General features: G+C 37.8%; 23 protein-coding genes and 10 tRNA genes (1 of these 33 running past the window's edge). 4 read left to right on the top strand and 29 right to left on the bottom strand.

The annotated features are described in order from the left end of the window. The 11 genes from AB1284_RS23935 to AB1284_RS23885 form a co-directional block, all read right to left on the bottom strand. Positions 1 to 63 (bottom strand) — tRNA-Leu (locus tag AB1284_RS23935) (it extends 23 nt beyond the left edge of the window). A gap of 3 nt (positions 64 to 66) precedes the next feature. Further along, positions 67 to 147: transfer RNA gene (locus tag AB1284_RS23930), tRNA-Leu, on the bottom strand. Between the two features lie 13 nt (positions 148 to 160). Beyond that, a tRNA-Lys gene (locus tag AB1284_RS23925) sits at positions 161 to 233 on the bottom strand. A gap of 5 nt (positions 234 to 238) precedes the next feature. After that, a tRNA-Gln gene (locus AB1284_RS23920) sits at positions 239 to 313 on the bottom strand. Positions 314 to 445: 132 nt separating this feature from the next. Further along, positions 446 to 521 (bottom strand) — tRNA-Asp (locus AB1284_RS23915). A 2-nt stretch (positions 522 to 523) separates the two neighbouring features. Continuing rightward, positions 524 to 600 (bottom strand) — tRNA-Met (locus AB1284_RS23910). Positions 601 to 612: 12 nt separating this feature from the next. Next, positions 613 to 688 (bottom strand) — tRNA-Val (locus tag AB1284_RS23905). A gap of 7 nt (positions 689 to 695) precedes the next feature. Next, positions 696 to 767: transfer RNA gene (locus AB1284_RS23900), tRNA-Glu, on the bottom strand. 7 nt (positions 768 to 774) lie between these two features. Next, positions 775 to 865: transfer RNA gene (locus AB1284_RS23895), tRNA-Ser, on the bottom strand. 8 nt (positions 866 to 873) lie between these two features. Then, positions 874 to 948 (bottom strand) — tRNA-Asn (locus AB1284_RS23890). A gap of 105 nt (positions 949 to 1,053) precedes the next feature. Further along, positions 1,054 to 1,518 (bottom strand): SprT family protein, encoded by a 465-nt coding sequence (locus tag AB1284_RS23885; protein WP_429748331.1) that lies wholly within the window; start codon positions 1,516 to 1,518, stop codon positions 1,054 to 1,056. A 107-nt stretch (positions 1,519 to 1,625) separates the two neighbouring features. Between AB1284_RS23885 and cmpA the strand changes: the two genes are divergently transcribed. Continuing rightward, entirely contained in the window at positions 1,626 to 1,745 is a 120-nt protein-coding gene (cmpA, locus tag AB1284_RS23880) for a cortex morphogenetic protein CmpA (RefSeq protein ID WP_154709412.1), read from the top strand. Between the two features lie 83 nt (positions 1,746 to 1,828). Here the strand turns inward: cmpA and AB1284_RS23875 are convergent, their stop codons facing one another. The 6 genes from AB1284_RS23875 to acpS form a co-directional block, all read right to left on the bottom strand. Then, a complete protein-coding gene (locus AB1284_RS23875; protein ID WP_429748333.1) occupies positions 1,829 to 3,997 on the bottom strand; it encodes a Tex family protein in 2,169 nt (722 codons plus the stop codon). Positions 3,998 to 4,062: 65 nt separating this feature from the next. Then, complete coding sequence (gene ndoA, locus AB1284_RS23870) at positions 4,063 to 4,413, bottom strand: type II toxin-antitoxin system endoribonuclease NdoA (protein WP_020063273.1); 351 nt, start codon at positions 4,411 to 4,413, stop codon at positions 4,063 to 4,065. A gap of 4 nt (positions 4,414 to 4,417) precedes the next feature. After that, entirely contained in the window at positions 4,418 to 4,705 is a 288-nt protein-coding gene (locus AB1284_RS23865; RefSeq protein ID WP_272190952.1) for an antitoxin endoai, read from the bottom strand. Positions 4,706 to 4,950: 245 nt separating this feature from the next. Then, a complete protein-coding gene (gene alr, locus AB1284_RS23860; RefSeq protein WP_429752749.1) occupies positions 4,951 to 6,120 on the bottom strand; it encodes an alanine racemase in 1,170 nt (389 codons plus the stop codon). A 455-nt stretch (positions 6,121 to 6,575) separates the two neighbouring features. Next, complete coding sequence (locus AB1284_RS23855) at positions 6,576 to 7,523, bottom strand: LolA family protein (RefSeq protein WP_429754390.1); 948 nt, start codon at positions 7,521 to 7,523, stop codon at positions 6,576 to 6,578. A gap of 156 nt (positions 7,524 to 7,679) precedes the next feature. Further along, the gene (gene acpS / locus AB1284_RS23850) at positions 7,680 to 8,039 is read right to left on the bottom strand and encodes a holo-ACP synthase (RefSeq protein WP_429748335.1); all 360 of its coding nucleotides are present in this window, start codon (positions 8,037 to 8,039) and stop codon (positions 7,680 to 7,682) included. Positions 8,040 to 8,127: 88 nt separating this feature from the next. Here acpS and AB1284_RS23845 point away from each other — a divergent pair, with 88 nt between their 5' ends. After that, the gene (locus AB1284_RS23845) at positions 8,128 to 8,685 is read left to right on the top strand and encodes a rhomboid family protein (protein ID WP_429752750.1); all 558 of its coding nucleotides are present in this window, start codon (positions 8,128 to 8,130) and stop codon (positions 8,683 to 8,685) included. Positions 8,686 to 8,697: 12 nt separating this feature from the next. On the opposite strand, the gene uvsE is transcribed toward AB1284_RS23845, so the two are convergent. The 11 genes from uvsE to AB1284_RS23790 all read right to left on the bottom strand — a co-directional run bounded on the left by uvsE (position 8,698) and on the right by AB1284_RS23790 (position 21,958). Beyond that, complete coding sequence (uvsE, locus tag AB1284_RS23840; RefSeq protein WP_429752751.1) at positions 8,698 to 9,660, bottom strand: UV DNA damage repair endonuclease UvsE; 963 nt, start codon at positions 9,658 to 9,660, stop codon at positions 8,698 to 8,700. A gap of 104 nt (positions 9,661 to 9,764) precedes the next feature. After that, on the bottom strand, positions 9,765 to 11,306 hold the full coding sequence (locus AB1284_RS23835; protein WP_429752752.1) for a DEAD/DEAH box helicase: 1,542 nt from the start codon (positions 11,304 to 11,306) through the stop codon (positions 9,765 to 9,767). A 738-nt stretch (positions 11,307 to 12,044) separates the two neighbouring features. Further along, positions 12,045 to 13,421: a UDP-N-acetylmuramoyl-tripeptide--D-alanyl-D-alanine ligase gene (locus AB1284_RS23830; RefSeq protein ID WP_429752753.1), complete on the bottom strand. Its 1,377-nt coding sequence runs from the start codon at positions 13,419 to 13,421 to the stop codon at positions 12,045 to 12,047. Positions 13,422 to 13,480: 59 nt separating this feature from the next. Further along, a complete protein-coding gene (locus AB1284_RS23825; protein WP_429754391.1) occupies positions 13,481 to 14,569 on the bottom strand; it encodes a D-alanine--D-alanine ligase in 1,089 nt (362 codons plus the stop codon). A gap of 156 nt (positions 14,570 to 14,725) precedes the next feature. Next, the gene (locus tag AB1284_RS23820; protein WP_429752754.1) at positions 14,726 to 16,000 is read right to left on the bottom strand and encodes an MDR family MFS transporter; all 1,275 of its coding nucleotides are present in this window, start codon (positions 15,998 to 16,000) and stop codon (positions 14,726 to 14,728) included. Positions 16,001 to 16,105: 105 nt separating this feature from the next. Then, a complete protein-coding gene (locus AB1284_RS23815; protein WP_429752755.1) occupies positions 16,106 to 17,521 on the bottom strand; it encodes an amino acid permease in 1,416 nt (471 codons plus the stop codon). A gap of 306 nt (positions 17,522 to 17,827) precedes the next feature. Further along, positions 17,828 to 19,003, bottom strand: coding sequence for a homogentisate 1,2-dioxygenase (locus tag AB1284_RS23810; RefSeq protein ID WP_429752756.1), 1,176 nt, complete (start codon positions 19,001 to 19,003; stop codon positions 17,828 to 17,830). Further along, complete coding sequence (locus AB1284_RS23805; RefSeq protein WP_429752757.1) at positions 18,963 to 19,919, bottom strand: fumarylacetoacetate hydrolase family protein; 957 nt, start codon at positions 19,917 to 19,919, stop codon at positions 18,963 to 18,965. Before AB1284_RS23805 ends, AB1284_RS23810 begins: the two co-directional genes overlap by 41 nt. Positions 19,920 to 20,218: 299 nt before the next feature. Further along, positions 20,219 to 21,337, bottom strand: a complete 1,119-nt coding sequence (gene hppD, locus AB1284_RS23800) for a 4-hydroxyphenylpyruvate dioxygenase (protein WP_429752758.1) — start codon at positions 21,335 to 21,337, stop codon at positions 20,219 to 20,221. 317 nt (positions 21,338 to 21,654) lie between these two features. Further along, on the bottom strand, positions 21,655 to 21,768 hold the full coding sequence (locus AB1284_RS23795) for a DUF3948 family protein (protein ID WP_413789236.1): 114 nt from the start codon (positions 21,766 to 21,768) through the stop codon (positions 21,655 to 21,657). Between the two features lie 79 nt (positions 21,769 to 21,847). Then, the gene (locus AB1284_RS23790) at positions 21,848 to 21,958 is read right to left on the bottom strand and encodes a DUF3948 family protein (RefSeq protein ID WP_336484529.1); all 111 of its coding nucleotides are present in this window, start codon (positions 21,956 to 21,958) and stop codon (positions 21,848 to 21,850) included. A 328-nt stretch (positions 21,959 to 22,286) separates the two neighbouring features. Here AB1284_RS23790 and AB1284_RS23785 point away from each other — a divergent pair, with 328 nt between their 5' ends. Further along, complete coding sequence (locus AB1284_RS23785; RefSeq protein ID WP_429752759.1) at positions 22,287 to 23,156, top strand: Cof-type HAD-IIB family hydrolase; 870 nt, start codon at positions 22,287 to 22,289, stop codon at positions 23,154 to 23,156. Positions 23,157 to 23,210: 54 nt separating this feature from the next. Here the strand turns inward: AB1284_RS23785 and AB1284_RS23780 are convergent, their stop codons facing one another. Continuing rightward, positions 23,211 to 25,133, bottom strand: a complete 1,923-nt coding sequence (locus AB1284_RS23780) for an N-acetylmuramoyl-L-alanine amidase (protein WP_429752760.1) — start codon at positions 25,131 to 25,133, stop codon at positions 23,211 to 23,213. A 325-nt stretch (positions 25,134 to 25,458) separates the two neighbouring features. Between AB1284_RS23780 and AB1284_RS23775 the strand changes: the two genes are divergently transcribed. Beyond that, positions 25,459 to 25,659 carry a hypothetical protein gene (locus tag AB1284_RS23775; protein ID WP_429752761.1) on the top strand — a complete coding sequence of 67 codons (201 nt, stop codon included), beginning with the start codon at positions 25,459 to 25,461 and terminating at the stop codon, positions 25,657 to 25,659. Positions 25,660 to 25,667: the final 8 nt, after the last annotated feature.

The following is a 25,667-nucleotide window of genomic DNA, read 5'->3' as shown; positions in this document are numbered from 1 at the left end:
CCTCCACGGGGTTGCCCCCACTAGGCCCTCAACCTAGCGCGTCTGCCATTCCGCCACGACCGCATATGCGGGTGAAGGGAGTCGAACCCCCACGCCAAAGGCGCCAGATCCTAAGTCTGGTGCGTCTGCCAATTCCGCCACACCCGCGAAATGAAATAAATGAGCCATGAAGGACTCGAACCTTCGACCCTCTGATTAAAAGTCAGATGCTCTACCAACTGAGCTAATGGCTCGTAAATGGCTGGGCTAGCTGGATTCGAACCAGCGCATGACGGAGTCAAAGTCCGTTGCCTTACCGCTTGGCTATAGCCCATCGATTTAATCGAATAAATTAACATCTTTGAGGATATCACTTAAATTCGCTTCGCAAGATTTTTTAGTGAAGAAATACATTTTATCATACCCTCTAACAAAAAAAACAACTTCCATCTATTAGAAGTTTAAATGGCGGTCCCGACCGGGGTCGAACCGGCGATCTCCTGCGTGACAGGCAGGCATGTTAACCACTACACCACGGGACCATTGGTTGCGGGGACAGGATTTGAACCTGCGACCTTCGGGTTATGAGCCCGACGAGCTACCGGACTGCTCCACCCCGCGATAATATTTATATGGTGGAGGATGACGGGATCGAACCGCCGACCCCCTGCTTGTAAGGCAGGTGCTCTCCCAGCTGAGCTAATCCTCCGAAGTGATGACCCGTACGGGATTCGAACCCGTGTTACCGCCGTGAAAGGGCGGTGTCTTAACCACTTGACCAACGGGCCAAAATTATGGCAGAGAAGAAGGGATTCGAACCCTCGCACCGCGTAAGCGATCTACTCCCTTAGCAGGGGAGCCCCTTGAGCCACTTGGGTACTTCTCTATATTATATGGCTCCGCAGGTAGGACTCGAACCTACGACCGATCGGTTAACAGCCGATAGCTCTACCACTGAGCTACTGCGGAATAAGAAAGACATTTTTTATCTTATAAAAAAGCATCTTATAAGTCAAGCACTTCTTACAATATCTTGTAGCAAGCTGACATGTTTATACTATACTGGATTGATTTTTAACTGTCAAGGTGTTTTTCCATCTCTCTCAAACGTCCTTTACACTTTCCACAAACATAGCGATTTGTATTTATTCTTCTCCTTCTTATGTATTGGAAGCCACACGATAAACAAATATATATGTATTGTTTTTTCTCTTTCCTCTCATCAGGAATCCTTTTACAAAAACGCGGCGCATCTACCTTATTCAACAACTCACGAAAATCCCTGTCCCTATGTTGATACCCTTTCCCCATAAGATGCAAATGATAATGACAAAGCTCATGCTTAATTACTGCAATTAATTCCTTTTCTCCATACGCTACATAATAATGATAATTTAGTTCTATATTATGAGTACTTAATATATATCGTCCACCTGTCGTACGTAAACGTTTATTAAATATGGCCTTATGCAAAAAAGGTCTCGCGAAATTTTTTATCGATACTTCCTCCACTAATCTCTGAATATCTATCTCATGCATCCTTATCTCTCCTACCCACTAAAATAAATCTACACGTCTCGTTTGTCTCATGCATACATTAAATAGTACATATACCCATCCTCATTTCTGTAAAAGGAGGGATTCATATGCCAGCATGGCTTCGTAAACAAATGCGGCGTGCTTATTATGAAAAAAACCGCTATCAAATCAAACTACTTAACGAATGTTGGTTTTTTTATAAAAAAAGCAATACCCTTAGTAAATAAAGGGAGCGGAACACCCTCCACTCCCTTTTCATGTTAACTCTCAGCGTAGACCGAAAAAGCCACAATGATTCCTTTTTACTTCATCACTCTATTGGTAACATAGATAAAGCGACGCGTCCTTTTTTCATATCAACTTCATCAACCCATACTTTTACAATTTGCCCCACAGACACGATATCTAATGGATGCTTTACAAACTGCTTACTCATTTTTGAAATATGAACTAATCCATCTTGCTTCACACCAATATCAACAAAAGCACCAAAATCGACCACATTACGAACCGTACCTTCCAATTCCATGCCTCGTTTTAAATCTTCTAGTTTTAAAATACCTTTTTTAAGAAGCGGCTTTGGTAATTCATCACGTAGATCTCGCTCTGGACGAATAAGCGCATCAATAATATCTCGCAATGTCGGTTCCCCAATGTTTGTTTGCTCTGATAACGAAGGAATTTCTACTTCTTCTAAACGCTTCTGCAAATGAGGTTGTCCAACATCTGTAATAGATAACCCTAAGCTTTTCAATAACAGTTCTACATTCTTATATTGCTCCGGATGAATACTTGTTCGATCAAGTGGATTCTCACCTTCTAGAACACGTAAAAAACCGATACATTGTTCATATGTCTTCGCACCTAATCGTGGTATATCTTTCAGTTCAGCACGTTTTGTAAATTTCCCGCTCTCTTCACGTTTTTTTACAATGTTTTTCGCAACTGTTTTCGATAGGCCGGAAACATATTGTAATAATGAAATAGAAGCAGTATTTACGTTTACCCCAACTTGGTTTACAGCCGTTTCAACAACAAATGTTAATGATTCATTCAATTGTTTTTGTGATACATCGTGTTGATATTGTCCTACACCAACAGACTTTGGATCAATCTTTACTAATTCTGCAAGCGGATCTTGCAAACGTCTTCCAATAGAAACCGCACTTCTTTCTTCAACTTGCAAATCAGGAAACTCTTCCCTTGCTAAATCTGATGCTGAATATACACTCGCACCAGCTTCATTGACAATAATGTAAAATACATCACGTGTAACTGCTTGTAGTACATCTACTACAAATTCTTCCGTTTCACGAGAAGCTGTACCATTTCCGATGGCAATTACTTCCACTTCATACTTTTCTAAAATTGAAATACATTTCTTTTTCGCTTCTTCATATTTCTGAGCAGGCGGATGCGGATAAATAACGTCGATATGAAGCACTTTGCCCGTATCATCTACAACAGCAAGTTTACATCCCGTACGATATGCTGGATCTACAGCTAATACAACCTTCCCTTTCATCGGTGGTTGTAATAATAAATTCCTTAAGTTCTCTGAAAAAATATGAATCGCTTGTTCTTCCGCTACCTCTGTTAACTCTTTACGAATTTCTCTTTCAATAGACGGTTGAATTAAACGCTTATAACCATCTTCAATGGCTTCTTGTACATAAGAAGTACTTGGCGCGTATGATTTATGAATTACTTTTTTATGTAAAAACTGAAGAATTTCTTCAACAGGGGGAACGATTGCTACTTTTAAAATTTCTTCTTTTTCACCGCGATTCATAGCTAATACACGATGAGGTACAACTTTTTGTACCGGCTCTTCATAGCTGTAATACATTTCGTATACATTCTTTTCATCTTTTTCTTCATCTTTTACAACTGCTGAAATGGTTCCTTTTCTAAAAGTAGTATTTCGAATCCAACTGCGATAAGATGCTTCGTCAGACACGTATTCTGCAATAATATCTTTTGCACCTTGTAACGCTTCTTCTGGTGAATGAACCTCTTTTTCTTCATTTACGAATACTTTTGCTCTTTCCAACGCATCATCCTTCGCAAACGTTAATAACCAATCTGCTAAAGGTTCTAACCCTTTCTCTTTTGCAATTGTTGCTTTTGTTCTTCGTTTTTCTTTATACGGACGATATAGATCTTCTACTTCTTGTAGTTTTGTTGCAGATACAATGTTACGACGCAACTCTTCTGTAAGTTTTCCCTTTTCTTGAATCAAACGCAATACTTCTTCTTTACGATTTTCAAGCTGAGTGATATACTGCCATCTTTCTAAAATCGAACGAATTTGTACTTCATCTAATGAGTTTGTCCATTCTTTCCGATAACGAGCAATAAATGGAACTGTATTACCTTCCTCCGTTAGCTGAATAACATGACGTACTTGCTTCTCTGAAAAATTCAATTCTTTCGCTAACATTTTCATTAATTCTTGGCGGTCATCTACCATTTCCATTTGCAACAAAACCTCCTTAATAATAAAAAAAGTTGCTCTTAAAAGAGAGCAACTTCAATGTTGAACTAAAAATCTATCAGTCCTAAACTAATTTGCAGAGCTTCATCTACACGATTCATCATCAAATCGTCTAACTGAGTGATTTTGTCCGTTAAGCGCTGCTTATCGATTGTTCGAATCTGCTCGAGCAAGATAACAGAATCTCTCTCAAATCCATACTTTTTTGCATCAATCTCCACATGAGTAGGCAATTTTGCTTTCTGGATCTGCGCAGTAATGGCCGCCACAATCACAGTAGGACTAAAACGATTCCCAATGTCATTTTGAATGACCAAAACCGGACGAACGCCTCCTTGCTCAGAACCAACAACTGGGGAAAGGTCTGCAAAATACACGTCGCCGCGTTTTACAATCAAAGGATTACCCCCCGCTAACTAAGCGTTCTACTGTATGAGCTGCTTCATACTCCGCTAAGAAAGCTTCAGATGCAATACCAAGATTAATTTTTCCCATTTCAATGTACCCACGTCGCATTGATTCATGCTGGTAGCGCTTCTTTGTTTTATGTTGGCGCAATAGCAATTGTGTTGCCTGACAAATAAGCTCATGGCGATTCTTATTCTCTTGTTTTCCAAGTCCGTCTAATTCTGTTACCACTTGTTTTGGCAACCGAACAACGATTTCAGTAGTTACACTTGATTCGGACACAAAAATACACCTCCACCGTCAACTACACACACATATATATATGACACCTATTGTAATAATAACATTGTATGAAGCCTGTTGCAAAGACTTCCTGATTTCTTGTTTTATGTTTTCCAATTTGGAAATAAAACATTCACTCCCTTGGACTTTTCTATGTTCTTCTTCCAAATTGAGTTTCTCAGCTTGTCAAAAAGGAACATACCCACTCTATTATAAGGGTACACTTGAACTACGAAAGTCTCATCTTATATGTCATTTAAATAATTTACAACCTCTACAATTTTTCCATTTTTCACATATACACGCGGAACACGAAAACTGATTGTTGCAATAATTTCATAGTTAATTGTCTCTAAATACTCCGCAACCTCAGTAGCACTAATATGCTCATCATTTTGTCTTCCAATTAGAGTAACTTTTGTTCCAAGCGGCACTTCATACGGCACACGAATCATTAGCATATCCATTGTAATCCTGCCTACAATCGGCACCCTTATACCATTTACAAGTACTTTGAAATCCTGTAACCTACGTAACCAACCGTCAGCATATCCAACAGGCAATGTAGCGATCCATTCTTCTGTTTTCGTTTGATAAGTAACGCTATAACTAATTCCAGCACCTTTTGTTACCTGTTTCATATGCACAACAGTTGTATGCCAAGATAACGCAGGAATAAGCTTAATCGATAAAAAAGGGTGAATTTGTATAGATGGGGTCAATCCATACATTGCAATCCCTATTCTGACAGCGTTAAAAGTAACACTTTGAAAACGTAAAGTTGCCGCACTATTAGCTGTATGAATAAGTTTTGGGGTCAATCCAAATTCTTTTAGCCAACTTATTTGTTCTAAAAACATATTATACTGTTTATCAAAATAGGCCGTCTCCACTTTATCGGCTGTTGAAAAATGGGTGTAAACTCCTTCTAGCTTAAAAAAAGGGGCATCTTGTAAACTCTTTAGAAACTCTTTCAATTCATCTTTTTCACGAATTCCAATTCTACCCATTCCGCTATCGAAACTAAGGTGAAAATGAAATAAACAAGAAGAATTCCAAACCTTTTTCGCTATTTCTAGCCACTCTTTTTGAAACACAGTTAATGTAACGTCATTCTCCGCTGCCTCATTAACGTCTTCTGGGCGTGAAGGACCTAATACTAAAATAGGCGCTTTAATTCCAGCTCTTCTTAAAACAAGAGCTTCATCCAAGAATGCAACAGCTAGCCTTGTGGCCCCTGCTGCTAACGCTGTATTTGCAACTTGCACTGATCCATGGCCATATGCATTTGCTTTCACAACAGCAAAAATTTCCACATTTTTTGGAATAATGGATTTAATACGAGTCAAATTATCATAAATCGCATCTAAGTTTATCTCTACCCACGTATCACGATAAAATGGCGATTTTTCCATCTAGAAAAAACACTTCCTTTATACGATATGCAAAGCTTATTCTTTTATATTCACTTTTTTTCTTCCCATTATTCCATCAGATTACACGTCACCCTCATCAACAAATTTTACACATCAAAATACCATTTATTAAATCGTGACAAAGTGAAACTTCCATCAGCGAGGATTTTCTTCATCCCCCACTGGTGGAAAGCTCTCACCAATCGGGTGCATGCCCGCAGTTATCTTCCACCCGTCTTCTGCAGAAAAGCGGAAGTGGCTCGTTCAGAATGTGAGGGGGATCGAGCTTCTGACGTAGAGGTGTTTTTTACCTCGTAGGAAGAAGCGAAGCCACCGAACATTCTAGACACTGGAGCTAGACAATGCTTCATCGAACTTTGCGGCGGAAGTATTACTGCCCGCAAATAGCGGGATAAAAAACGTGGTGTACACTGTAGCCACCACGTCTTAGTCGTTTACTTCACTTGTTTTTGAGTCACAGAACGCGCTACCATTAACAACTCATCTTGTTTCAAACCTTTTGATACAAGCATATACTCGACTCCATTATGTGACCATGTAACAGAATCTTTTGTTAATGCACCAATTGCGAAACCTAGATCAACAGGTTCCCCGCTCATATTTTGTAGTGCAATAGTTGGCGCTACCTTCGCTTTTTCTTGTATTAATGTAAAACTCTTTTTATTGCCAGTGTACGTAAGAATATTACGCTTACCACTGTCTGTCTTAAATTCTTTCTCTTCTTTTAAAGTCATACCTTGCGGCGTGTCACTTGGATATAACACAGCAAACGGCTTCTCTTCTTTTGCTGTCGTTTGTACATCCACTTGCGCTCTAGACATATTTTGCTTCGTATCAAACGCACCTTTATCAAATTTTGCATCAAACTTTACTTTAGAAAAATCTACTTGCACAAGAACGTTTTGATCATTGTCCATCAATTTCACCGAAACAGGTGCTAAATCTTTTTTATTAAATGTAATTTGTTGCCTTGGCAACATATTTTGATGATGATAGTTTGTTTTCGTTTCAAACACATAATATTTGTCTGTTTTCTTAAATGAACGATCCTTATCGTTCAAAATATCCTTTACAAGCGATTCATATAAATATGCTTGGCTGCTATTTTGCGGCCAATCACTTTGAAAACGAAAACTTTTATTTAAAGACGGGGTAAGAACGAATACACCTTCATCATTTCGTAAAATAATCTGGCTTTGATCTTTTTTTGCATTTTTCAAATTCACGCGATAATACGAGGGTTTATTAAACCAAACTTCAACATCATATACTTGCGGTTCATTTCCTGTTTTAATCGATAGCTTCGCTTCTGCTTGATAGCTTTTCATATCTTTTACTCTTTCATTTAAATCTTGTACAACATCTTCCTTCTTCTTCTCCATACAGCCCGCTAACAGAAAAACGGTTAACAAACCGACAATAAACAAAACTAGCCGCCTTTTCATATGTTCAGCCCCTTTGCCTCGATAAGTAAGTGGAAGAAAACCTCTTCCTTAACGCTACTCAAATATATGAGACAAATATAGGAAATATGCAGACTAGCTTGACGGGCTTTCTAAAATGACTTGCGCCACCGCAAACTCTCGGCTATGGCTAATCGAAAGATGGATAGTATAATTTGTATTTGCAAGTAAAACAGGTTTTCCTCTTTCATCATTTGTGATTTCAATATGTAAAAAACTAACCTCTTTTCCTATTCCAGTACCAAGCGCTTTCGAATATGCTTCTTTTGCCGCAAAGCGTCCTGCAACAAATTCACTACGTCTCTTTCCTTTTAACGAACATGCTACTTGGCGTTCTTTTTCTGTTAAAATACGCTCTATAAATTTTGGTTGCCCTTCTATCATCTTTTCAATTCTTTCAATTTCAATAATATCAATTCCAATTCCTACAATCATATCCTTAGGTTCCTTCCTTCTATTTTCTTTCTCATTTTCATATTGTAAGAATAACAGACAATCCGTTAACAGCAAAAGGAGTGGGAATATGAATACTCCATTAAAATACTCATTAACTTCTTTTCCTCCGATTACTACTGCATTACTTTTCATACAACTTGTTTTACTATTATCGGGGAATAAGGTACTATCGATTGGAATCGCTTGTAATGAGTGTATCGCTGCAGGGGAATGGTGGCGAATTATTTCTTCATTATTTATCCATACAACATTTTCTCATTTTCTATCCAATAGTATTTGCTGCTTAGCACTCGGTTTTTCATTAGAAAACCAACTGCGTAGTATTCGATTTTCACTTGCATTTCTTATATCCGGAGTCACCGGAAATATCATCTCTTACTTTATACTTCCACTCCAGTATAATCATACAGGAGCTTCAGGTGCTATTTTTGGATTATTAGGTCTACAGCTTTATATATTCTATATGCAATATTACCCTACTAGAAAAAAAGAAGCTCTTCTCTTTGTTGTTATTTTATCCATTCTCCTAGCGTTTACATTTCTCGACAAAACAACAAACTTAATTAGCCATCTCGTTGGATTGCTTACAGGTGCCTGTTTAGGACCATTACTCATAAAAAAATAGATGGTGCATAGCTTACTTTACAAAAAAGCTTGCACCATCTACTATCTCTATCTCAGCCTTATCTTTCATATCTCTCATCAACTGAAAGAGTGCCTCGTCTTTTTGTTTTGCCTCTATCATACAATGTACTTCTGAGACACTATCTTTTATATGGTGCAAAAAAGAAAAAAATTGATCAGGATTAATAAAATCCGCATGTGCTCTTAGATTATTCCCTTCCCTTGGACTAGAAATATGCATTTTAATTGGCAATGGAGATTGCTCCCACGTTCGCACAACACGTTCCCAATCCGTCACCCACTCTTCAAAGTCGTGATTCACCATATGATGATGCAAATCAAAAACTACTGGGATTCCAAGTTTTTCACCTAAATACAGCACTTCTTTTAAAGAAAATGTTGTATCATCATTTTCTAACATAACCATCTTTTGAATCCCCACTGGAACAAGAGACCAATTTTCAATAAATTGTTCTAACGCTTTCTCTTTATTCTCATAAGCTCCCCCAACATGCAAAACACAACGATGCGTTCTATCAATCCCCATTCCTTTGAGCAGCTTTCCATGCATCTGCAATGTTTTAATGGATTGCTTTAAAATCGGAGGATGTAATGAATTTAACACAACAAAATGATCAGGATGAAAGTCAATTCGCATTTCTTGGCGTTTCGCATACTCTCCAAGCCGTTTTAAATTTTCTCTTAACGGCTTTATATAATCCCATTCTAACAACGCCTCATGATTCGCCAAAGGAATTAACTTCGAACTTAAACGAAAAAACGAGATATCATGTCCATAATTATGTTTTAACAACCGAAGACAATTCTCTAAATTAGAATTAGAAATCCTTTCTAATTTTTTAATTGCCGCGTCCCGGTCCTGTATTCGTTGAAACTGTGCATACGTCATTGTTTGCGAAGGAGACGCATTCTTTAAATGGACACTCATCGCAACATATCCAAGCTTTACAAGCATTCCATTTCCTCTTTTCCAAGACAAGTTTCTATGTAGTATACCCAACTAAAAAAACAAAAAAGACAGCCTTTATGAAAAAGGCTGTCTCTCTTCTATGAATTTAATTAAGCTTGTGGCTTACGGCTTGCGTGCTTTCTTTCGCCACCGCGTCCTCTAGGAGCTCCAGAACGACCTTCACGACCTTCACGTCCTTGACCTTCTCCTTTACGACCCCCACGATTGCGGTTACTATCGCGATTACGACCGCCTTCACGATTACGGTTACCATCGCGGTATCCACCTCTTCCATTTCCGTTACCATTTCTCTTTCTAGAACGATCTTTTGAAACTACAGGTGGTTCTGATGTTAAAGAAACTGGCGTTGCATCCGGCTCTTTTGTCATCATTTTTAAAGCAGCTGCTACAACCGCTACAGAATCATGCTCTTCTAACAGCTCTTCTGCAATACGTTTGTAGTATGATAAGTTTTCACTTTCGATTGTGCTTTGAAGTTTTTCAGCGATTAAACGTTGTTGTCCTTCTAAAGCTTCATCTAACGTTGGTGGATTCATACGGTCCATTTTACGTTTTGTTGTACGTTCAATATTTTTTAATTGACCCGTTTCACGCGGTGTTACAAACAGCATCGCAAGACCTGTTTTACCTGCACGACCCGTACGACCGATGCGGTGTACGTATGATTCTGGATCTTGTGGGATATCGAAGTTATATACGTGTGTTACACCTGAGATATCAAGACCACGTGCTGCTACGTCTGTTGCAACAAGAACTTCGATTGAACCTTCTTTAAATTTACGTAATACAGAAAGACGCTTCGCTTGAGTTAAATCACCATGAATACCTTCTGCTGCATAACCACGTAAGTTTAATGCTTCTGATAATTCGTCAACGCGACGTTTTGTACGACCGAACACGATTGCAAGCTCTGGAGATTGAATATCTAATAAGCGTGTTAACACGTCAAATTTCTTTTTCTCTTGCACTTCTACATAGAACTGCTGAATGTTTGGCATTGTTACTTCTTTAGCTTTAACCTTAATATGTTTAGGCTCGCTCATGAAGCGTTCAGCAATGCGACGGATTGGGTCTGGCATTGTTGCTGAGAATAATAATGTTTGGTGTGTTTCAGGCACATCCGTTAAAATTGCTTCAATATCTTCAATGAAGCCCATGTTTAACATTTCATCTGCTTCGTCAAGAACAACTGTCTCTACGTTTTGCAGACGAAGTGTTTTACGTTTAATATGATCTAAAATACGTCCTGGCGTACCCACGATAATGTGTGGGCCTTTTTTCAACGCACGGATTTGACGGTTAATATCTTGACCGCCATAGATTGGTAAAATGCGAACGCGCTTATGCTGACCAATTTTGTATAGCTCTTCACCTACTTGAATTGCTAACTCACGAGTTGGCGCGATAACGATACCTTGAACAGTATCTTGATTTGTATTTACTTTTTCTAATAATGGTAATCCAAATGCAGCTGTTTTTCCTGTACCTGTTTGAGCTTGACCAATGATGTCGTCACCTTGTAAGGCTACTGGAATTGTTTCTGCCTGAATTGGTGTTGCCTCTTCAAATCCCATGCTTTCAACAGACTTTAGCAAAGAACTGCTTAATCCTAATTCTCGAAATGTTGTCAATGTTACTTCTCCTTTTCTATCTAAAATAGCCCAGATTATTCCTTCTTTTAATATTCACAGGATATACAAGTAAGGTTGGGCTAAGTCTTCTTCAGACAAAATACGTCATTAACGAAAAATTGCCTGACAATTATAATAAAAACTAGCTTTTGAAAACTGAATGTAGAAAGTCGCAACAACAATATGCAGCGCTCCAAACATTCAAACGTAAAGCTAGACAAAAGTAGTCCCCAAAAATTTTATCGACAGGACAGAGGGGTTAGGCGGAAGTCAATCCCAACTCCACTAACGCCAAGCGCCGAGCGCACGCTAGAAACCCCCACTTCAAACAATTATAACTTTAAGTGGCGGGAGTATTTATCCTAACTATCCATTCAAAAAAGACATTTTCCGTGTTTGCGGAAAATGCCCTTTCCCTTATGTTCACGTATATAAACGGGCCTACATTTATCACAAAAATACTCTACAACGTTATTACACCCTATCAATTATAAGTTTTGTATGTGCAAAAAGCAAACCCAACTCTTCCCTTATTTTGCATATAGACTTTTCTATCCTTGTTCTAACTTTTCATTCCCTTTTTGTAAGCGCTTCTATATTTTATCCCGCATTAACGGGCAGTAATACTCCCACCTCAAAATTTGGTGAAAGCAAAGAAGTTAGGTGTGCCCGTAAAACCCCGATTGGTGAGGGCTGATAATCAGCGAGGGGGTGAAGAACCTCCCACTAATTAAAGCTTCACTTTATCATCGCAATAACTTCTTCTAATTTCATTCCACGAGATGCTTTTACTAATATAACATCTTTCACATCAACGACTTCTTTTAAATCTTTAACAAGTTCTTCTTTATTGTCATAAGCTTTTACGCGTTCACTAGAAAAATTAATTCTTGCACCTTCTGCCATTTGTGCTCCAAGCGTACCGTACGTAAATACATATGCAATACGAGCTGGATCAATTAATTTTCCAACTTCATAATGAAATTGTACTTCTTGGTCACCAAGTTCTAGCATATCGCCAAGTACAAGAATTTTTTTAGAAAATCCATTTAGTTCATTCATTAAATGGAACGCCGCTTCCATCGCTGTCGGGCTTGCGTTATATGCATCATTAATAATCGTTAATCCTGCATCTGTTTTTAAAACTTCCATACGCATGCCTGTCATTTTCAAATTCATTAAGCCTTGTTTCATTTCTTCCCATGTTACGCCGAAAAATTCAGCAACCGCCATTGATGCTAATGCATTATATACATTATGCTTCCCAAGAACGGGTAAATAAAATACTACATTTTGTGCTTGATTCATCGTAAATTGTGTACCTGTCGCTTCTACTTTTACAGATACCGGGTGATAATCGTTCGCTCTTGCATCACCAAATGTGATTGTCTTTGCTTGTAAATTCATACTCGGTACACGTGTAGTTAACAACGGTTCATCCCCGTTATAAACAAATACACCAGTATCCTGTAAACCTGTGACAATTTCTAGCTTCGCCTCTGCAATTCCATCACGAGAGCCCAAATCCATTAAATGCGCTTCTCCAATATTTGTAATAATCGCTGCATCAGGACGAGCCAGCTTTGACAAAAATTCAATTTCCCCGCGGCTTGACATACCCATCTCTAATACAGCCATTTCTGTATCTTCTTCTAAACTTAAAATCGTCAAAGGAAGTCCAATATGGTTATTAAAATTCCCTTCTGTTTTTTGCACTTTAAATTTCGCTCCAAGTAAGCTTGTCACAATATCTTTCGTGGACGTTTTTCCATTACTTCCTGTTACACCAACCACTTTCACGTTTAACTGATCGCGATAGCTCTTCGCCAATGTTTGCAGCGCTTGTAATGTATCTTCTACAAAAATAACCGGTAAATTTGCCGGTGGGTTCGCTACACCTTTCTTCCAAAGTGTTGCAACTGCACCACCTTCTCTTGCTTTCTCCACAAAAGCATGACCATCGAAACGTTCTCCTTGAATTGGAATATATAAGTTTCCTTTTTCAACCTTCCTTGTATCAATGGAAACACCTTTTATAGCTACATCATTCCACTGCTCTGCTAAACCAGTCCCACATACCATTTGCTCAATTTGCTTTAATGTTCTTTGTATCATAAAAACACTCCTTATACGGAAGAAACACTATTCATTTGAATAGTGCTTCTCCTTTCTTGTTAGATTGTATATTTGATTTTTTGTTTTTCTTCGTGACGCTCAATCGCTAGACGTACTAGCTCTTGAATAAGCTCTGGATACGGCACTCCCGTATTTTCCCATAACAGAGGGAACATACTAAACGGCGTGAATCCCGGCATTGTATTTACTTCATTAATAAATACGTCTCCATCTTTCGTTAAGAAGAAATCCGCACGCGTTAATCCCGCACCATCTAAAGATTGAAATGCACAAATCGCATACTCTTTAATCTTCTCATATTCCGCTTCCGTAATTTCAGCAGGAATATTCATTGCCGTATCACCATCAATGTATTTTGATTTATAGTCATAGAATTCTTTTTTCGCCACAATTTCGCCTACAACAGAACATTTCGGTTCATCGTTTCCTAATACACCAATTTCCACTTCACGACCGATAATATTCTCTTCTACGATAATTTTACGATCAAATTGGAACGCTTCTTCAAATGCATTCTCTAACTCATCACGATTTTTACATTTATTAATTCCAACGCTTGAGCCAAGATTTGCCGGTTTTACAAAACATGGATAACCTAATGTTTCTTCAACTTTTTCATACGCTGTTGTGCGATCTTTTTCCCATACACTGCGAATAAACGAAACATATTTTGCTTGTGGCAATCCCGCTTCTGCGAAAATATTTTTCATAATGACTTTATCCATACCTGCAGCCGATGCTAACACACCATTCCCTACATATGGAATATTCATAAGTTCTAACAAGCCTTGCACTGTCCCATCTTCACCATTCGGTCCATGTAATAACGGGAAGATTACATCGATTGCATTCTTTTTATCAGAAGCTGACATAGGGATAATTTCTGAACTTAATGATACAGGAGAAATTGCATTCTCTTCTCCATTCAATTGCAGCGCTTGAACGCTTTTTACTTCACCTTCAATACGCTCACCGCGCACCCATTGTCCTTGCTCGGTAATATAAATTGGATGAACCTCAAATTTTTCTTGATCTAACGCTTTACTAACAGCAAGAGCCGTTTGTAAAGAAACTTGATGCTCTGCTGATTTTCCACCATATAATAAACCTAATTTAATTTTCATAATGAAATCACCCTAATCGTTTGTTTTCATTTTTCTATTGTAGCACTTTTTACGAAAATAGGTAGTTCCTATTTAAAATAACCAGGCTGACGAAACATTTTTTCTAGTTATATACCTAATAATATGAAAAAAGGAACCTATTCGTGTATGATGAAAACCCTATGACGTTTGCTTCACCACGTCACTTTTTTGTCTTTGCTCTACAAGCCGGTCTAATGATACATAAACAAGACCCGCTACCACACATCCAATCCCTAAAATCGTAAATAAAACGTGCCCCAACAAACGATCAAGTAAAATACCACCAAGTAAAGGTCCAAACGCATTCCCTGTAATCCATTGTAAGCTGGCCGCTCCCATATATGTGCCTCGTAAATGTTCTGGGGCCAAATTTGCTACAAACGTCATTTGCACAGGAGACATGACCATTTCCCCTAATGTATAAATTGCATATACAATTAATAATGTAACAAGAATTACAGTAGCATTCGTCCCTGCCCCTCCAAACCACTTCGGAAGCCAACCAATGGCAAGAAGACCTATCCCAAACAACCAAGCACCATACAGCATCGTTTTCCCTACCGGCTTATCCGTCGCCCATTTCGAAATTTGAAATTGAAACAAAACCACCAAAAGTCCATTTACTGCCATTAAATAAGGAAACGGATTATTCATTCCAAATATCCCTTTCATTTCATTATCAAAATGAAGCGGAAGCATACCTTCTGTTTGCGAAAATCCCATCGAAATAACAATTCCGGTTAATATGTAGATTAGCAAAATTTTATCTTGAAGCACAACTTTCCATACAGATTTTCTCGTTCCTTCTTCCTCACTCATTTGTTTTGCCGCACCCTTTGGCATCGTTTCTTTAATAAGTAGCAAAACTAACATTGCATAAAATAACATAGAGGATGATGCGATAATAAAAATAACAGTTTTAGAAAGAAGCGCAACCGAAGCACCTAGAATCGGCCCAATTGCCGCTCCAATATTATGTCCCATTCGCAGTAAACCATATGCTTCCGTTCGCTTTTCAGGTTCCGTTACATCCGCTACCATCGCGGAAGCTGCTGGGTGGAACAACGAATTACTAAGCCCTAAACAAATAGATAGGATGGCATACGGTATAAAGCCATCTATAAATAAAAAACCAAGCATTAAAACCGAATTGCTGGCCATTGAAAATATCATAATTGGCTTTCGTCCATAAGTATCTGCAATTCGTCCACCTATAAGGGAGCCAAAACTAGCTGCAATAGGGGACAGCGCCATAATAATTCCCACTTCTAGTAGTGAATCCACTTTATCCTTTAAATATAATGCAAAAAACGGCATTAACATCATCATTGCAATTCCGTTTAATGTTTCTCCAATAAATCGAATCCAAACATTACGATCCATTTCCTTTAACTCTTGCCATGTCTTCTTCACATTTCCACCCCTTTTATCGCCCACCTTTCATTTTATGTCAATTTTAGAAAAATGTAAATTTTCAAAATTAAAAAGCCGTTCTTTTTGTAAGAACGGCTTTTTAACTTATAAATTCACAGTTTTTGTATCATCCTTTTCTTTATTTAATGCACTATGCTTTTTGCTATATAAGAAATAGACTATAAATCCAATCACCAACCAAATACCAAAACATTCCCATGTAATCGCTGGTAATTGAAGCATTAAGTATAGACAAAAAATCACTGCTAACGCTGGCAAAAACGGTACAAGCGGTGCTTTAAATGCACGCGGTAAATCCGGATGCGTTTTTCGCATTACAATAACTGCTATTGCAACAAGTACGAATGCAGATAGAGTTCCGATATTTACAAGATGAGCCAACACGCTTAGATCAACAAGTCCTGAAATAAGAGCTGCTACAATACCTGTTATCCACGTATTTAAAAATGGCGTTTTAAACGTCGGATGTACTTTCGAAAAACGTTTCGGTAATAGACCATCACGGCTCATTGCATACGATACACGCACTTGACCATACATCATAACTAACATAACGGTTGTAATCCCTGTAATAGCACCTACCGAAATAACACCAGCCAAACCATCTTGTCCAATAAATTGAAGCGCAAATGCTACTGGATCTGATCTATCCAATTGCCCAAACGGTACAATACCTGTCAAAACAAGAGAAACAGCAATATATAAAACCGTACAAATTAATAGCGATGCGATAATACCGATCGGTAAATCACGCTGCGGGCGTTTCACTTCCTCCGCTGCTGTTGAAACAGCATCAAAACCAATAAAAGCAAAGAATACTGTCGCTGCGCCTACCATTACACCATTAAAACCAAACGGCATAAACGGTGTCCAGTTTTCTGGTTTTACGTATTTAAACCCAGCGAAGATGAATAATAGTACAACGGCTAATTTAATGAATACCATAATGTTATTTACGCGGGCACTTTCACGAACACCTCGTGATAAAAGAATAGTCATAATTAAAATAATAAGAACAGCTGGTAAATCAATAATTCCACCTTTTCCTGCCCCCGGAGCAGAAGCTAAAATCGTTGGAATATGAATTCCAAATCCATTTAATAAAGATTGAAAATAAGCTGACCATCCATTAGCAACAGCTGATGTCGCTAATAAGTATTCAAGCATTAAATCCCATCCAATTAAAAAGGCAAATACTTCTCCCATCGTTGCATACGTATACGTATACACACTACCAGATACCGGTACACTGGAAGCAAATTCAGCATAACAAAAGGCAGCAAAGGCACAAGCTAGTGCAGCTAATGCAAACGATAAAATAACGGCAGGCCCAGAATGTTTCGCAGCAACTACCCCTGTCAGCACGAAGATCCCTGTTCCGACAATTGCCCCTACTCCTAACAGAGTTAAGTCTAATGCCCCTAATGTTCTATTTAACTTTTTCTCACTTCCTTCTTTTAACAGTTGTGTCAGTGGCTTTTTTTGAAAGATTTGCTTCATTCTCTGCACCTCAACATTTTATAATTTTCTGAAAATTTTAATATTTATTTTTATTGTACTTATTACATCTTTTTTCGTCAATAACTTCTGTCGAATTTAATGGAAAAATCATATTTTTACATGAAATAAAAATTTTGCACGAAACAGATTGCGGTAAGTTACCATACTAATCGTTATAGTAAAATAAAAGTAAGAGGATCCTATAGTTATATTTTTATATCATTTTATAAATATTTTTGGTATTTTATATAATGTCGATTCTTTTATTAGAACAAGCACGCTCATAAATGAGCGTGCTTGTTTTGTTTATACAGTATATGAGCCTCGTTCTAGCCAACTATACATATATTGTCCATCTTCCATCTCATGTGCATGTTTTATCACACGCAGCGGACGGAATGTGTCAATCATAACCGCTAGTTCAATTGTTTCTTTTTTACCAAGACTAGCTTCTGTTTTCCCAGGATGCGGTCCATGTGGAATACCGCTTGGATGAAGCGTAATAGAACCTTCCTCCACACCTTTTCTGCTCATAAAATTGCCTTCTACATAATAAAGGACCTCATCACTATTTACATTACTATGATAATACGGTGCCGGAATTGCTTCTGGATGATAATCATATAGACGCGGAACGAATGAACAAACGACAAAGTTATGTCCCTCAAATGTTTGGTGTACTGGCGGTGGCTGATGAATACGCCCTGTAATAGGTTCAAAATCCTCAATATTAAATACCCATGGATATAAATGACCATCCCAGCCAACAACATCTAACGGATGATGCTGCAAAACATGCTTATGCATATAGCCTCTAGACTTTGTCATCACAACAAAGTCACCTTTTTCATCATGCGTTTCTAACATTTCTGGTCCACGAATATCACGCTCACAAAATGGACTATGTTCTAATAATTGTCCATACTCATTACGATAATTACGCGGTGTAGTAATTTGGCTATTTGCTTCAACAACGAGGAATTTTGATTCTCCAGCTTCAGGAATTACACGGTAAATCGTACCGATTGGAATAATAATATAATCTCCTTTTCGATAATGAATCGTACCGAACATCGTCTCAATTTTCCCAGATCCATAATGAACAAATAGCATTTCATCTCCATCGCCATTGCGATAAAAATAGTCCATTTTCTCCGTCGGATTGACAACCCCGATTAGTAGATCTTCATTTCCTAATAGAAAATTCCTTCCGTTCACGGCATCTCCTGTTTTTCTATATTCTTTCGTACGAAAATGACGATGCGCTAACGCCACGTCTTCTTCATACTGCAAATGACAAGATTCAGCTAAAGAAGCATGACCGACTTCAGTTGGCATGTAATGATGATACAAAATAGATTGCGTGCCAGAAAAACCTTTCGTCCCCATTACTTGCTCACGATAAAGCGACCCGTCTTGTTTACGAAATTGTACATGTCGTTTACGAGGAAGTTCCCCCATGCGACGATAATACATGCTCATCCCCCGCTTTCTTTTCTGCTTTTACCGTATTACGCAATGTTCCTAAGCTAGTAATCTTTAACTCTACCACATCACCAGCTTTAAGCCATTTCTCTGTTCCCAGCTCTAAAATACAGCCGCTTCCAACCGTACCAGAACCAAGTATATCCCCTGGGTACAACGTAACATCTTGAGATGCTCTTTCAATCATTTCAGCAAACGTATAATAGATATCTTGAAAATTACCTTTTGACCATTGTTCTCCATTAACATGAGCTGTCATTTCTAAATTGTAACGATCATCGCTTTGATATACGTCTAATTCATCTTTCGTCACAATATACGGCCCAAGTGAAGTAGCAAAGTCTTTTCCTTTTGCTGGTCCAAGTCCAACCTTCATTTCATTCGCTTGTAAATCTCTAGCGCTCCAATCATTCATAATGCAGTAGCCAAAAATATATTCATGAGCTTGTTCACGCGAGATATTTTTACCCTCTTTACCAATGACACATGCAATCTCTAACTCATAGTCAAGTTTCTTTGTTGCGCTCGGGCACAAAATAGCTTCTTCCGTCCCAATAACAGCACGATGATTTGTAAAATAAAAAACCGGAATATCATACCATTCTGGAACAACATCTAAACCGCGGCGGCCACGCGCTGTTTTTACATGTTGTTCAAAAGCATAAAAATCACGAATACTCCCTGGATTTGGTAAAGGCGCACAAAGCTGTACATCCGTAATATGATAAACACCGCTCGTTGGTGTGCCCATCTTACAAATTATTTCCATATATTCATCTGATTTCTCTAAAAAAGAAATCATTGTAGAGGGAAGTTTCCCTCCACTTGCTATATGCATATCAATAACCTTGTCACCTTCAAGCCAACCGGCTCTCATTTCATGTGAAGGAAGACGAAATGTAATAAACTTCATCGTTTTCTCTCCTCGCTTTGAAAGTAAAACCGCGGGCGGAAGGAGTATCTCTCCTAACCGTTATCCCGCTCTAACAGGCAGTATGTGGGAGATATGTCATGAAGAAAAACCGCCTGTAAGAGCCCGATTGGTTCAACTAACCTTCTGGGAAAAAATGCTCCCAGAAGGAAGTTTCACTTTATCCCGCTCTAACGGACAGCATAATACCTATCTATTTCCTGACAAGTCAAAGAAGATAGATCTCAGTACGAGTCCGTTTGATTCAACTAGCCATCAACTTGAAATCACTAAGTTTCACTTTATAGATTTCCTCGACGCGCTTGTTCTCTTTCAATTGATTCAAATAATGCTTTAAAGTTTCCTTCACCAAATCCCCTTGATCCTTTACGTTGAATAATCTCAATAAATAAAGTTGGACGATCCACAATTGGTTTTGTGAAAATTTGTAATAAGTAACCTTCCTCATCACGATCCACAAGGACTTTCAGCTCTTTTAATTTTTCAATTTCCTCATCAATTTGACCAACACGTGCTGTTAATTCTTCATAATACGTATCTGGCGTATCTAAAAATTCCACACCGTTTGCACGAAGTGCAGAAACAGTTTTTACAATATCATTTGTTAATAATGCAAGATGCTGTACACCCGCCCCGTTATAGAACTCTAAATACTCTTGGATTTGTGACTTTCTTTTCCCTTCTGCTGGTTCATTGATTGGAAACTTAATACGACTTCCGTTTGTCATTACTTTCGACATTAAAGCAGAATATTCCGTACTAATATCATCATCATCAAAATGAATCATTTGTTTAAAGCCCATTACATTTTCATAATAACTTACCCATTCTTCCATTTTTTCAACATTACCCACAACATGGTCAACAGCAATTAGTCCTGTTTCTTCAAAAGGAATAGTAGATTCTAGTGGTTCATATCCTGGCATAAACGTACCTTTATAATTTTTACGTTCTACAAGCGTGTGAATTGCATCACCATATGTGCCAATAACTGCCTTTTTAATTGTTCCGTGTTCATCAGATAGCACTTCCGGCGGAGCAATCGCAACTGCACCGCGTTTTACAGCTTCTGCATATGCTTTCTCTACATCTTCTACAAGAAGTGCCACATCTTTTACACCATCGCCGTGCAGTTTCACGAACTCAGCAATGCGGCTATTCGTGTTTAAAGCACCTGACACAACAAAACGCATATTTTTTTGTACAAGCACATAAGATACTTTATCTCGGTTTCCTGTTTCTAAACCGGAATATGCGGCTATACGGAAACCAAATGCTCTTGCAAGATAATAGCTTGTTTGTTTTGCATTACCAACATAGAATTCTAAATGATCAACATCACGTACTGGGAAAAAATCCTCCATTTGTGCCGCTAAAGTATCCATAGATTTTTGTTCCATAAATTCCTCATCTCCCTGTAATATAATTTTCCAATTCTTTCTCCCAAAATCGAAAACGCTTCCAAACATAAGTAAAAAAATAAATTGCACCCGCAATTATTTTTTGTCAATTTTAAATTTTCTATTTTTTACGCCAAATACCTCCCTTTTTCTTACATAGAAAATTCGACTTTTTTCTATTTTTTCTCTCTATATTATATAAATTGAAACTTCCATCAGTTCCTCTTTACTGATAACTCAACGAAAACACAAAGAGGGACTTCGTTTTTTTCGAAGTCCCTCTTTCTATTCACGTTCAAATTCACATAGAGTTTACATTATACTAAAGCATTTGAAAGAAACATGATAAGTGCTGTTAATGCTGTTGCTACTCCTGCTGATCCTAATAAATCCATTTTTGTTAATCCTAACACTTCTTTATTTTCCATCATTCTCATTCTCCTTTTAATAGACTTATATATGCACTTTGTAATAGTTTTCCGTTCTACTATGTACAAAAATTACTATGAATTATACTAACACGCTTGCAAAAAATACGATAAGCGCCGTTAATGCTGTTGCCATTCCTGCTGATCCTAGTAAATCCATTTTTGTTAATTGTAATACTTCTTTATTTTCCATTACCCTCATTCTCCTTTTTTATAGATCTTTATATTAAATTCCCAAGAAATAATTTATTTATAGTTTTTAACTTAATGTCATATTGAATCACATAATGTAACGTTTGTAACATTAATGTAACATAACTTTTTTATTTAAGCAATAGTTCGTATAAAATTATTTATGTTTTTTCAACAAATATAGGGTGCAGGTAGACGATACCTCTCATATTTTGACCATCTCAAACATATTAAATGGTCAAAATAAGTGAGTATATTTATGTAACAACAATGTAACAGTTTCGATATAACATTTAATTTAGTATGATTGAAACAAAGAGGTGATCAGCTTGAAATTAATCGCACTTGATATGGATGGTACGCTCTTATCATCCAATCTAGAAATCTCCCAGGAAAATTTAGAGGCAATACGCAATGCTGAAGAAGCAGGACATATCGTTATGATTTGTTCTGGTAGAGCAAAAGAGGATATTTTAAAACTGCTCGAGCAATACCGCTTATCTCTTCCTCTAGGAGCTAGTAATGGAGCAGTGGTATATGCTGATGGAAAAGTAATTCATTCGCGCACTTTACAAAAAGAAAAAGTATATGAGATTGCGAAAAAGCTCGAAGTTGAGGGATTTCCGTATAAACTCTATACAAATAAGGGTGTATACGCGCCGTATAATTGGAAAGAACAAGTAACAAAGTCTTTTCAACTAAACAAAGATTCCCTTGATGTTACAATTGAAGAAATTGAACGAATTAGCGAGAAGCAACTAAAAGCTAATTTAATTACAACTTTTCAAAGTATTGAAGATGTAGTACTTGACTCAGCCATTGAAATTTCAAAATTTTTCATCCTTACATTCCATAAAGAGGAGCGTACACAATTGCTACAATCTTTAGAGAAAGATGCGGCAATTATGGTGACAGCTTCCGCTCCAACAAACTTAGAGATTATGGACGAACATGGCCATAAAGGCAATGGATTGCAAGAAATGGCAAAACATTTTCATATTCCTTTACAAGATACTGTTGCTATTGGAGATAACTTTAATGATGTCCCAATGTTAGAGGTAGCAGGTTTATCAATAGCGATGGGGAATGCTGAACACGATGTCAAACAGCTATGTGACATTGTAACAGCGACAAATGATGAAAATGGCGTAGCTTATGCAATTAAGCACCACATTTTACAAAAAACAAAACAAAGATAATAGAAAGGGAGAAACCATTAAACTGGTTTCTCCCTTTCTCATAATATATATGATTTATTTAGAAAAATAATTTTGAATTCCTTCAAAAATAGATTGTGAAAGTGTATTTTGATAACTATCAGAAGTTAATTTTAATCTCTCTTCTGTATTAGATAGGAATCCTGTTTCTACTAAAATAGGTGGTGCTTGATTATCCGATTGTAATACGCGAAGTTCTGGACGCTCTACCACTTTTCTATCAGTAGCATTTGTATTTGCAATTAAAGACTTCTGCACAGCATTTGCTAATGCATATGCTTGGGTACTTTTTGGATGGTTAGGATTATATAATGTTTCAATCCCTTTTGCAGTTGTAGCGTCTGCAGAATTCACATGAATACTTACGAAAATATCCGCTTTATTATCATTTGAAATACGAACGCGATCTGCCAATGGAATGAAGACATCTGTCGCACGTGTCATAACCACATTTACACCGCTATGCGCCAATACTTTTTGTAACTTTAAGCTTACTGACAATGCAATATTCTTTTCATATGTACTTCCATATAATGTTCCAGAGTCATATCCACCATGGCCAGCGTCTACAACAATTGTTTTTCCAAATAAAATTGGATTTTCAATCCATTCACCATTCGTATCAAAGTAATACCATTTTCCATCTACTTCAATCCAACCTGTTTTCATTGTTCCATCATTTTGGAAATAATACCATGTACTTCCGTACTGCAACCAACCTGTTTTCATTGCTCCGTTACTTTGCAGATAGTACCATGTATTCCCGGATTGAAGCCAACCTGTTTGCATAGCACCGTTACCTTGTAAATAGTACCATGTATCCCCTAGTTGTAACCACCCTGTTTTCATTGCTCCATCTGCTTGCAGATAGTACCATGTATTCCCTAGTTGCAGCCAACCTGTTTTCATTGCTCCGTCTGCTTGTAGATAATACCATGTATCTCCTAGCTGCAACCAACCTGTTTTCATTGTGCCGTCTGCTTGGAAATAGTACTTCTTATTACCATCTACAATCCAACCTGTCTGCCTAACACCTGTATTGTCCAAATAGTATGTTACACCGTTAACCTTTACAAAGCCTGTTTGCATCACACCATTTGAATCAAAGTAATACCATTTATTATCTTGTTGGAACCAACCTGTTTTCACTTGACCATTTTCTAGTAAGTAATAGTTTTTATCACCGTCTACTACCCAACCTGTTTTTAACGTTCCATCTGGATTAAGATAATATTTCTTATCACCATCTGTAATCAAACCCGTTTTCATTGTTCCATCTGGTTGAAAGTAATATCTTTTGTCTCCTTCAGTTAGCCAACCTGTTTGCATGGCACCATTATTTTGTAGATAGTACTTTTTATCACCATCTACAAACCAGCCTGTTTGCATCGCACCGCTACCTTGTAGGTAGTACCATGTATCTCCTAGTTGCAGCCAGCCTGTTTTCATTGCTCCGCTACCTTGTAGGTAGTACCACGTACTTCCTTCTTGTAGCCAACCTGTTTGCATCGCGCCATTACTTTGCAGATAGTACCATGTACTTCCTTCTTGTAACCAGCCTGTTTTCATTGCGCCATTACTTTGCAGATAATACCATGCACTTCCTTCTTGTAGCCAACCTGTTTTCATTACACCATTACTTTGCAGATAGTACCATGTACTTCCCTCTTGTAACCAACCGGTATAAAACTTACCGTCTTTGTCCACGTAGTACCAGTTACCATCCTTGTTCATCCAACCACTTTTTTGCTGTGGCGCTTGCAGTAAATTTCCCTGTGTTTGACTTGTTGATGCCTCATTCACAGTCCCTTGTGTGCTTCCCGTACTTGCTGATCCTGTCGGGTTCCCTATCGTTTGTTGTTCAGTTGATAGTTTCACTTGCTGCGTTTCTGCTAAACTATATATGGGATTTATAACATAGCTTAACGTCAATGCAACAACTGCGGCTTTTTTTAACATATACCCTACTCCCTTTTTTTAGAAAAATAGTCACAATATTTATTGTAACAAGGTGGTCAGAAAATACAATATTCAGCTAATTTGTAAAAAAATTCAGAAAAACGTCATGCTTTTTTCATTCCCCCACTGATGGAAGGCTCTCACCAATCAGGCGCCTGCCAGCAGTTATCCCCCATATCCTCTTAGTTCTCTTTGCATCTTGAGTAGGGGCGAACAGCGGGAGAAATCCTCTGACCTAACATACAAGAACTCTACTAAAAAATTATTCTATTTCTTATAAAACGAGCATACAATAATAACAGATTCTTAATAAAGGGGAGAAAACATGGACAAGTTATTCCTACATGTTTTGAACTATATTTGTTTAATGCTCGTTATTTTAGGAGCATTACTCTTATTCCCGTTCTTCCCGACGTTCGTCCTCTTTTTAGTGTTTCTCTTCATGTTCGGGATTGCTATTATCATTTCACTTGGGTCATCGGAAGAACAACAAAAAGAAAGCAGAATTCAGCGTGCAAAGCTGTAAATTCTGCT

Origin of the sequence: Bacillus sp. S2(2024), from assembly GCF_050474045.1 — a bacterium.
Classification (GTDB): Bacteria; Bacillota; Bacilli; order Bacillales; family Bacillaceae_G; genus Bacillus_A; species Bacillus_A yunxiaonensis.
Note: the sequence above shows the minus strand (reverse complement) of the source record. Positions and strands in the feature narration are given on the sequence as shown.

What these genes read in the sequence shown, in the direction of transcription:
- AB1284_RS23885 (WP_429748331.1), bottom strand. Translation starts at nt 1,518, where the DNA reads ATGCATGAGATAGATATTCAGAGATTAGTGGAGGAAGTATCGATAAAA.
- cmpA (WP_154709412.1), top strand. Translation starts at nt 1,626, where the DNA reads ATGCCAGCATGGCTTCGTAAACAAATGCGGCGTGCTTATTATGAAAAA.
- AB1284_RS23875 (WP_429748333.1), bottom strand. Translation starts at nt 3,997, where the DNA reads ATGGAAATGGTAGATGACCGCCAAGAATTAATGAAAATGTTAGCGAAA.
- alr (WP_429752749.1), bottom strand. Translation starts at nt 6,120, where the DNA reads ATGGAAAAATCGCCATTTTATCGTGATACGTGGGTAGAGATAAACTTA.
- AB1284_RS23855 (WP_429754390.1), bottom strand. Translation starts at nt 7,523, where the DNA reads ATGGAGAAGAAGAAGGAAGATGTTGTACAAGATTTAAATGAAAGAGTA.
- acpS (WP_429748335.1), bottom strand. Translation starts at nt 8,039, where the DNA reads ATGATTGTAGGAATTGGAATTGATATTATTGAAATTGAAAGAATTGAA.
- AB1284_RS23845 (WP_429752750.1), top strand. Translation starts at nt 8,128, where the DNA reads ATGAATACTCCATTAAAATACTCATTAACTTCTTTTCCTCCGATTACT.
- uvsE (WP_429752751.1), bottom strand. Translation starts at nt 9,660, where the DNA reads ATGCTTGTAAAGCTTGGATATGTTGCGATGAGTGTCCATTTAAAGAAT.
- AB1284_RS23830 (WP_429752753.1), bottom strand. Translation starts at nt 13,421, where the DNA reads ATGATACAAAGAACATTAAAGCAAATTGAGCAAATGGTATGTGGGACT.
- AB1284_RS23815 (WP_429752755.1), bottom strand. Translation starts at nt 17,521, where the DNA reads ATGAAGCAAATCTTTCAAAAAAAGCCACTGACACAACTGTTAAAAGAA.
- AB1284_RS23810 (WP_429752756.1), bottom strand. Translation starts at nt 19,003, where the DNA reads ATGAGCATGTATTATCGTCGCATGGGGGAACTTCCTCGTAAACGACAT.
- AB1284_RS23805 (WP_429752757.1), bottom strand. Translation starts at nt 19,919, where the DNA reads ATGAAGTTTATTACATTTCGTCTTCCTTCACATGAAATGAGAGCCGGT.
- hppD (WP_429752758.1), bottom strand. Translation starts at nt 21,337, where the DNA reads ATGGAACAAAAATCTATGGATACTTTAGCGGCACAAATGGAGGATTTT.
- AB1284_RS23795 (WP_413789236.1), bottom strand. Translation starts at nt 21,768, where the DNA reads ATGATGGAAAATAAAGAAGTGTTAGGATTAACAAAAATGGATTTATTA.
- AB1284_RS23790 (WP_336484529.1), bottom strand. Translation starts at nt 21,958, where the DNA reads ATGGAAAATAAAGAAGTATTACAATTAACAAAAATGGATTTACTAGGA.
- AB1284_RS23780 (WP_429752760.1), bottom strand. Translation starts at nt 25,133, where the DNA reads ATGTTAAAAAAAGCCGCAGTTGTTGCATTGACGTTAAGCTATGTTATA.
- AB1284_RS23775 (WP_429752761.1), top strand. Translation starts at nt 25,459, where the DNA reads ATGGACAAGTTATTCCTACATGTTTTGAACTATATTTGTTTAATGCTC.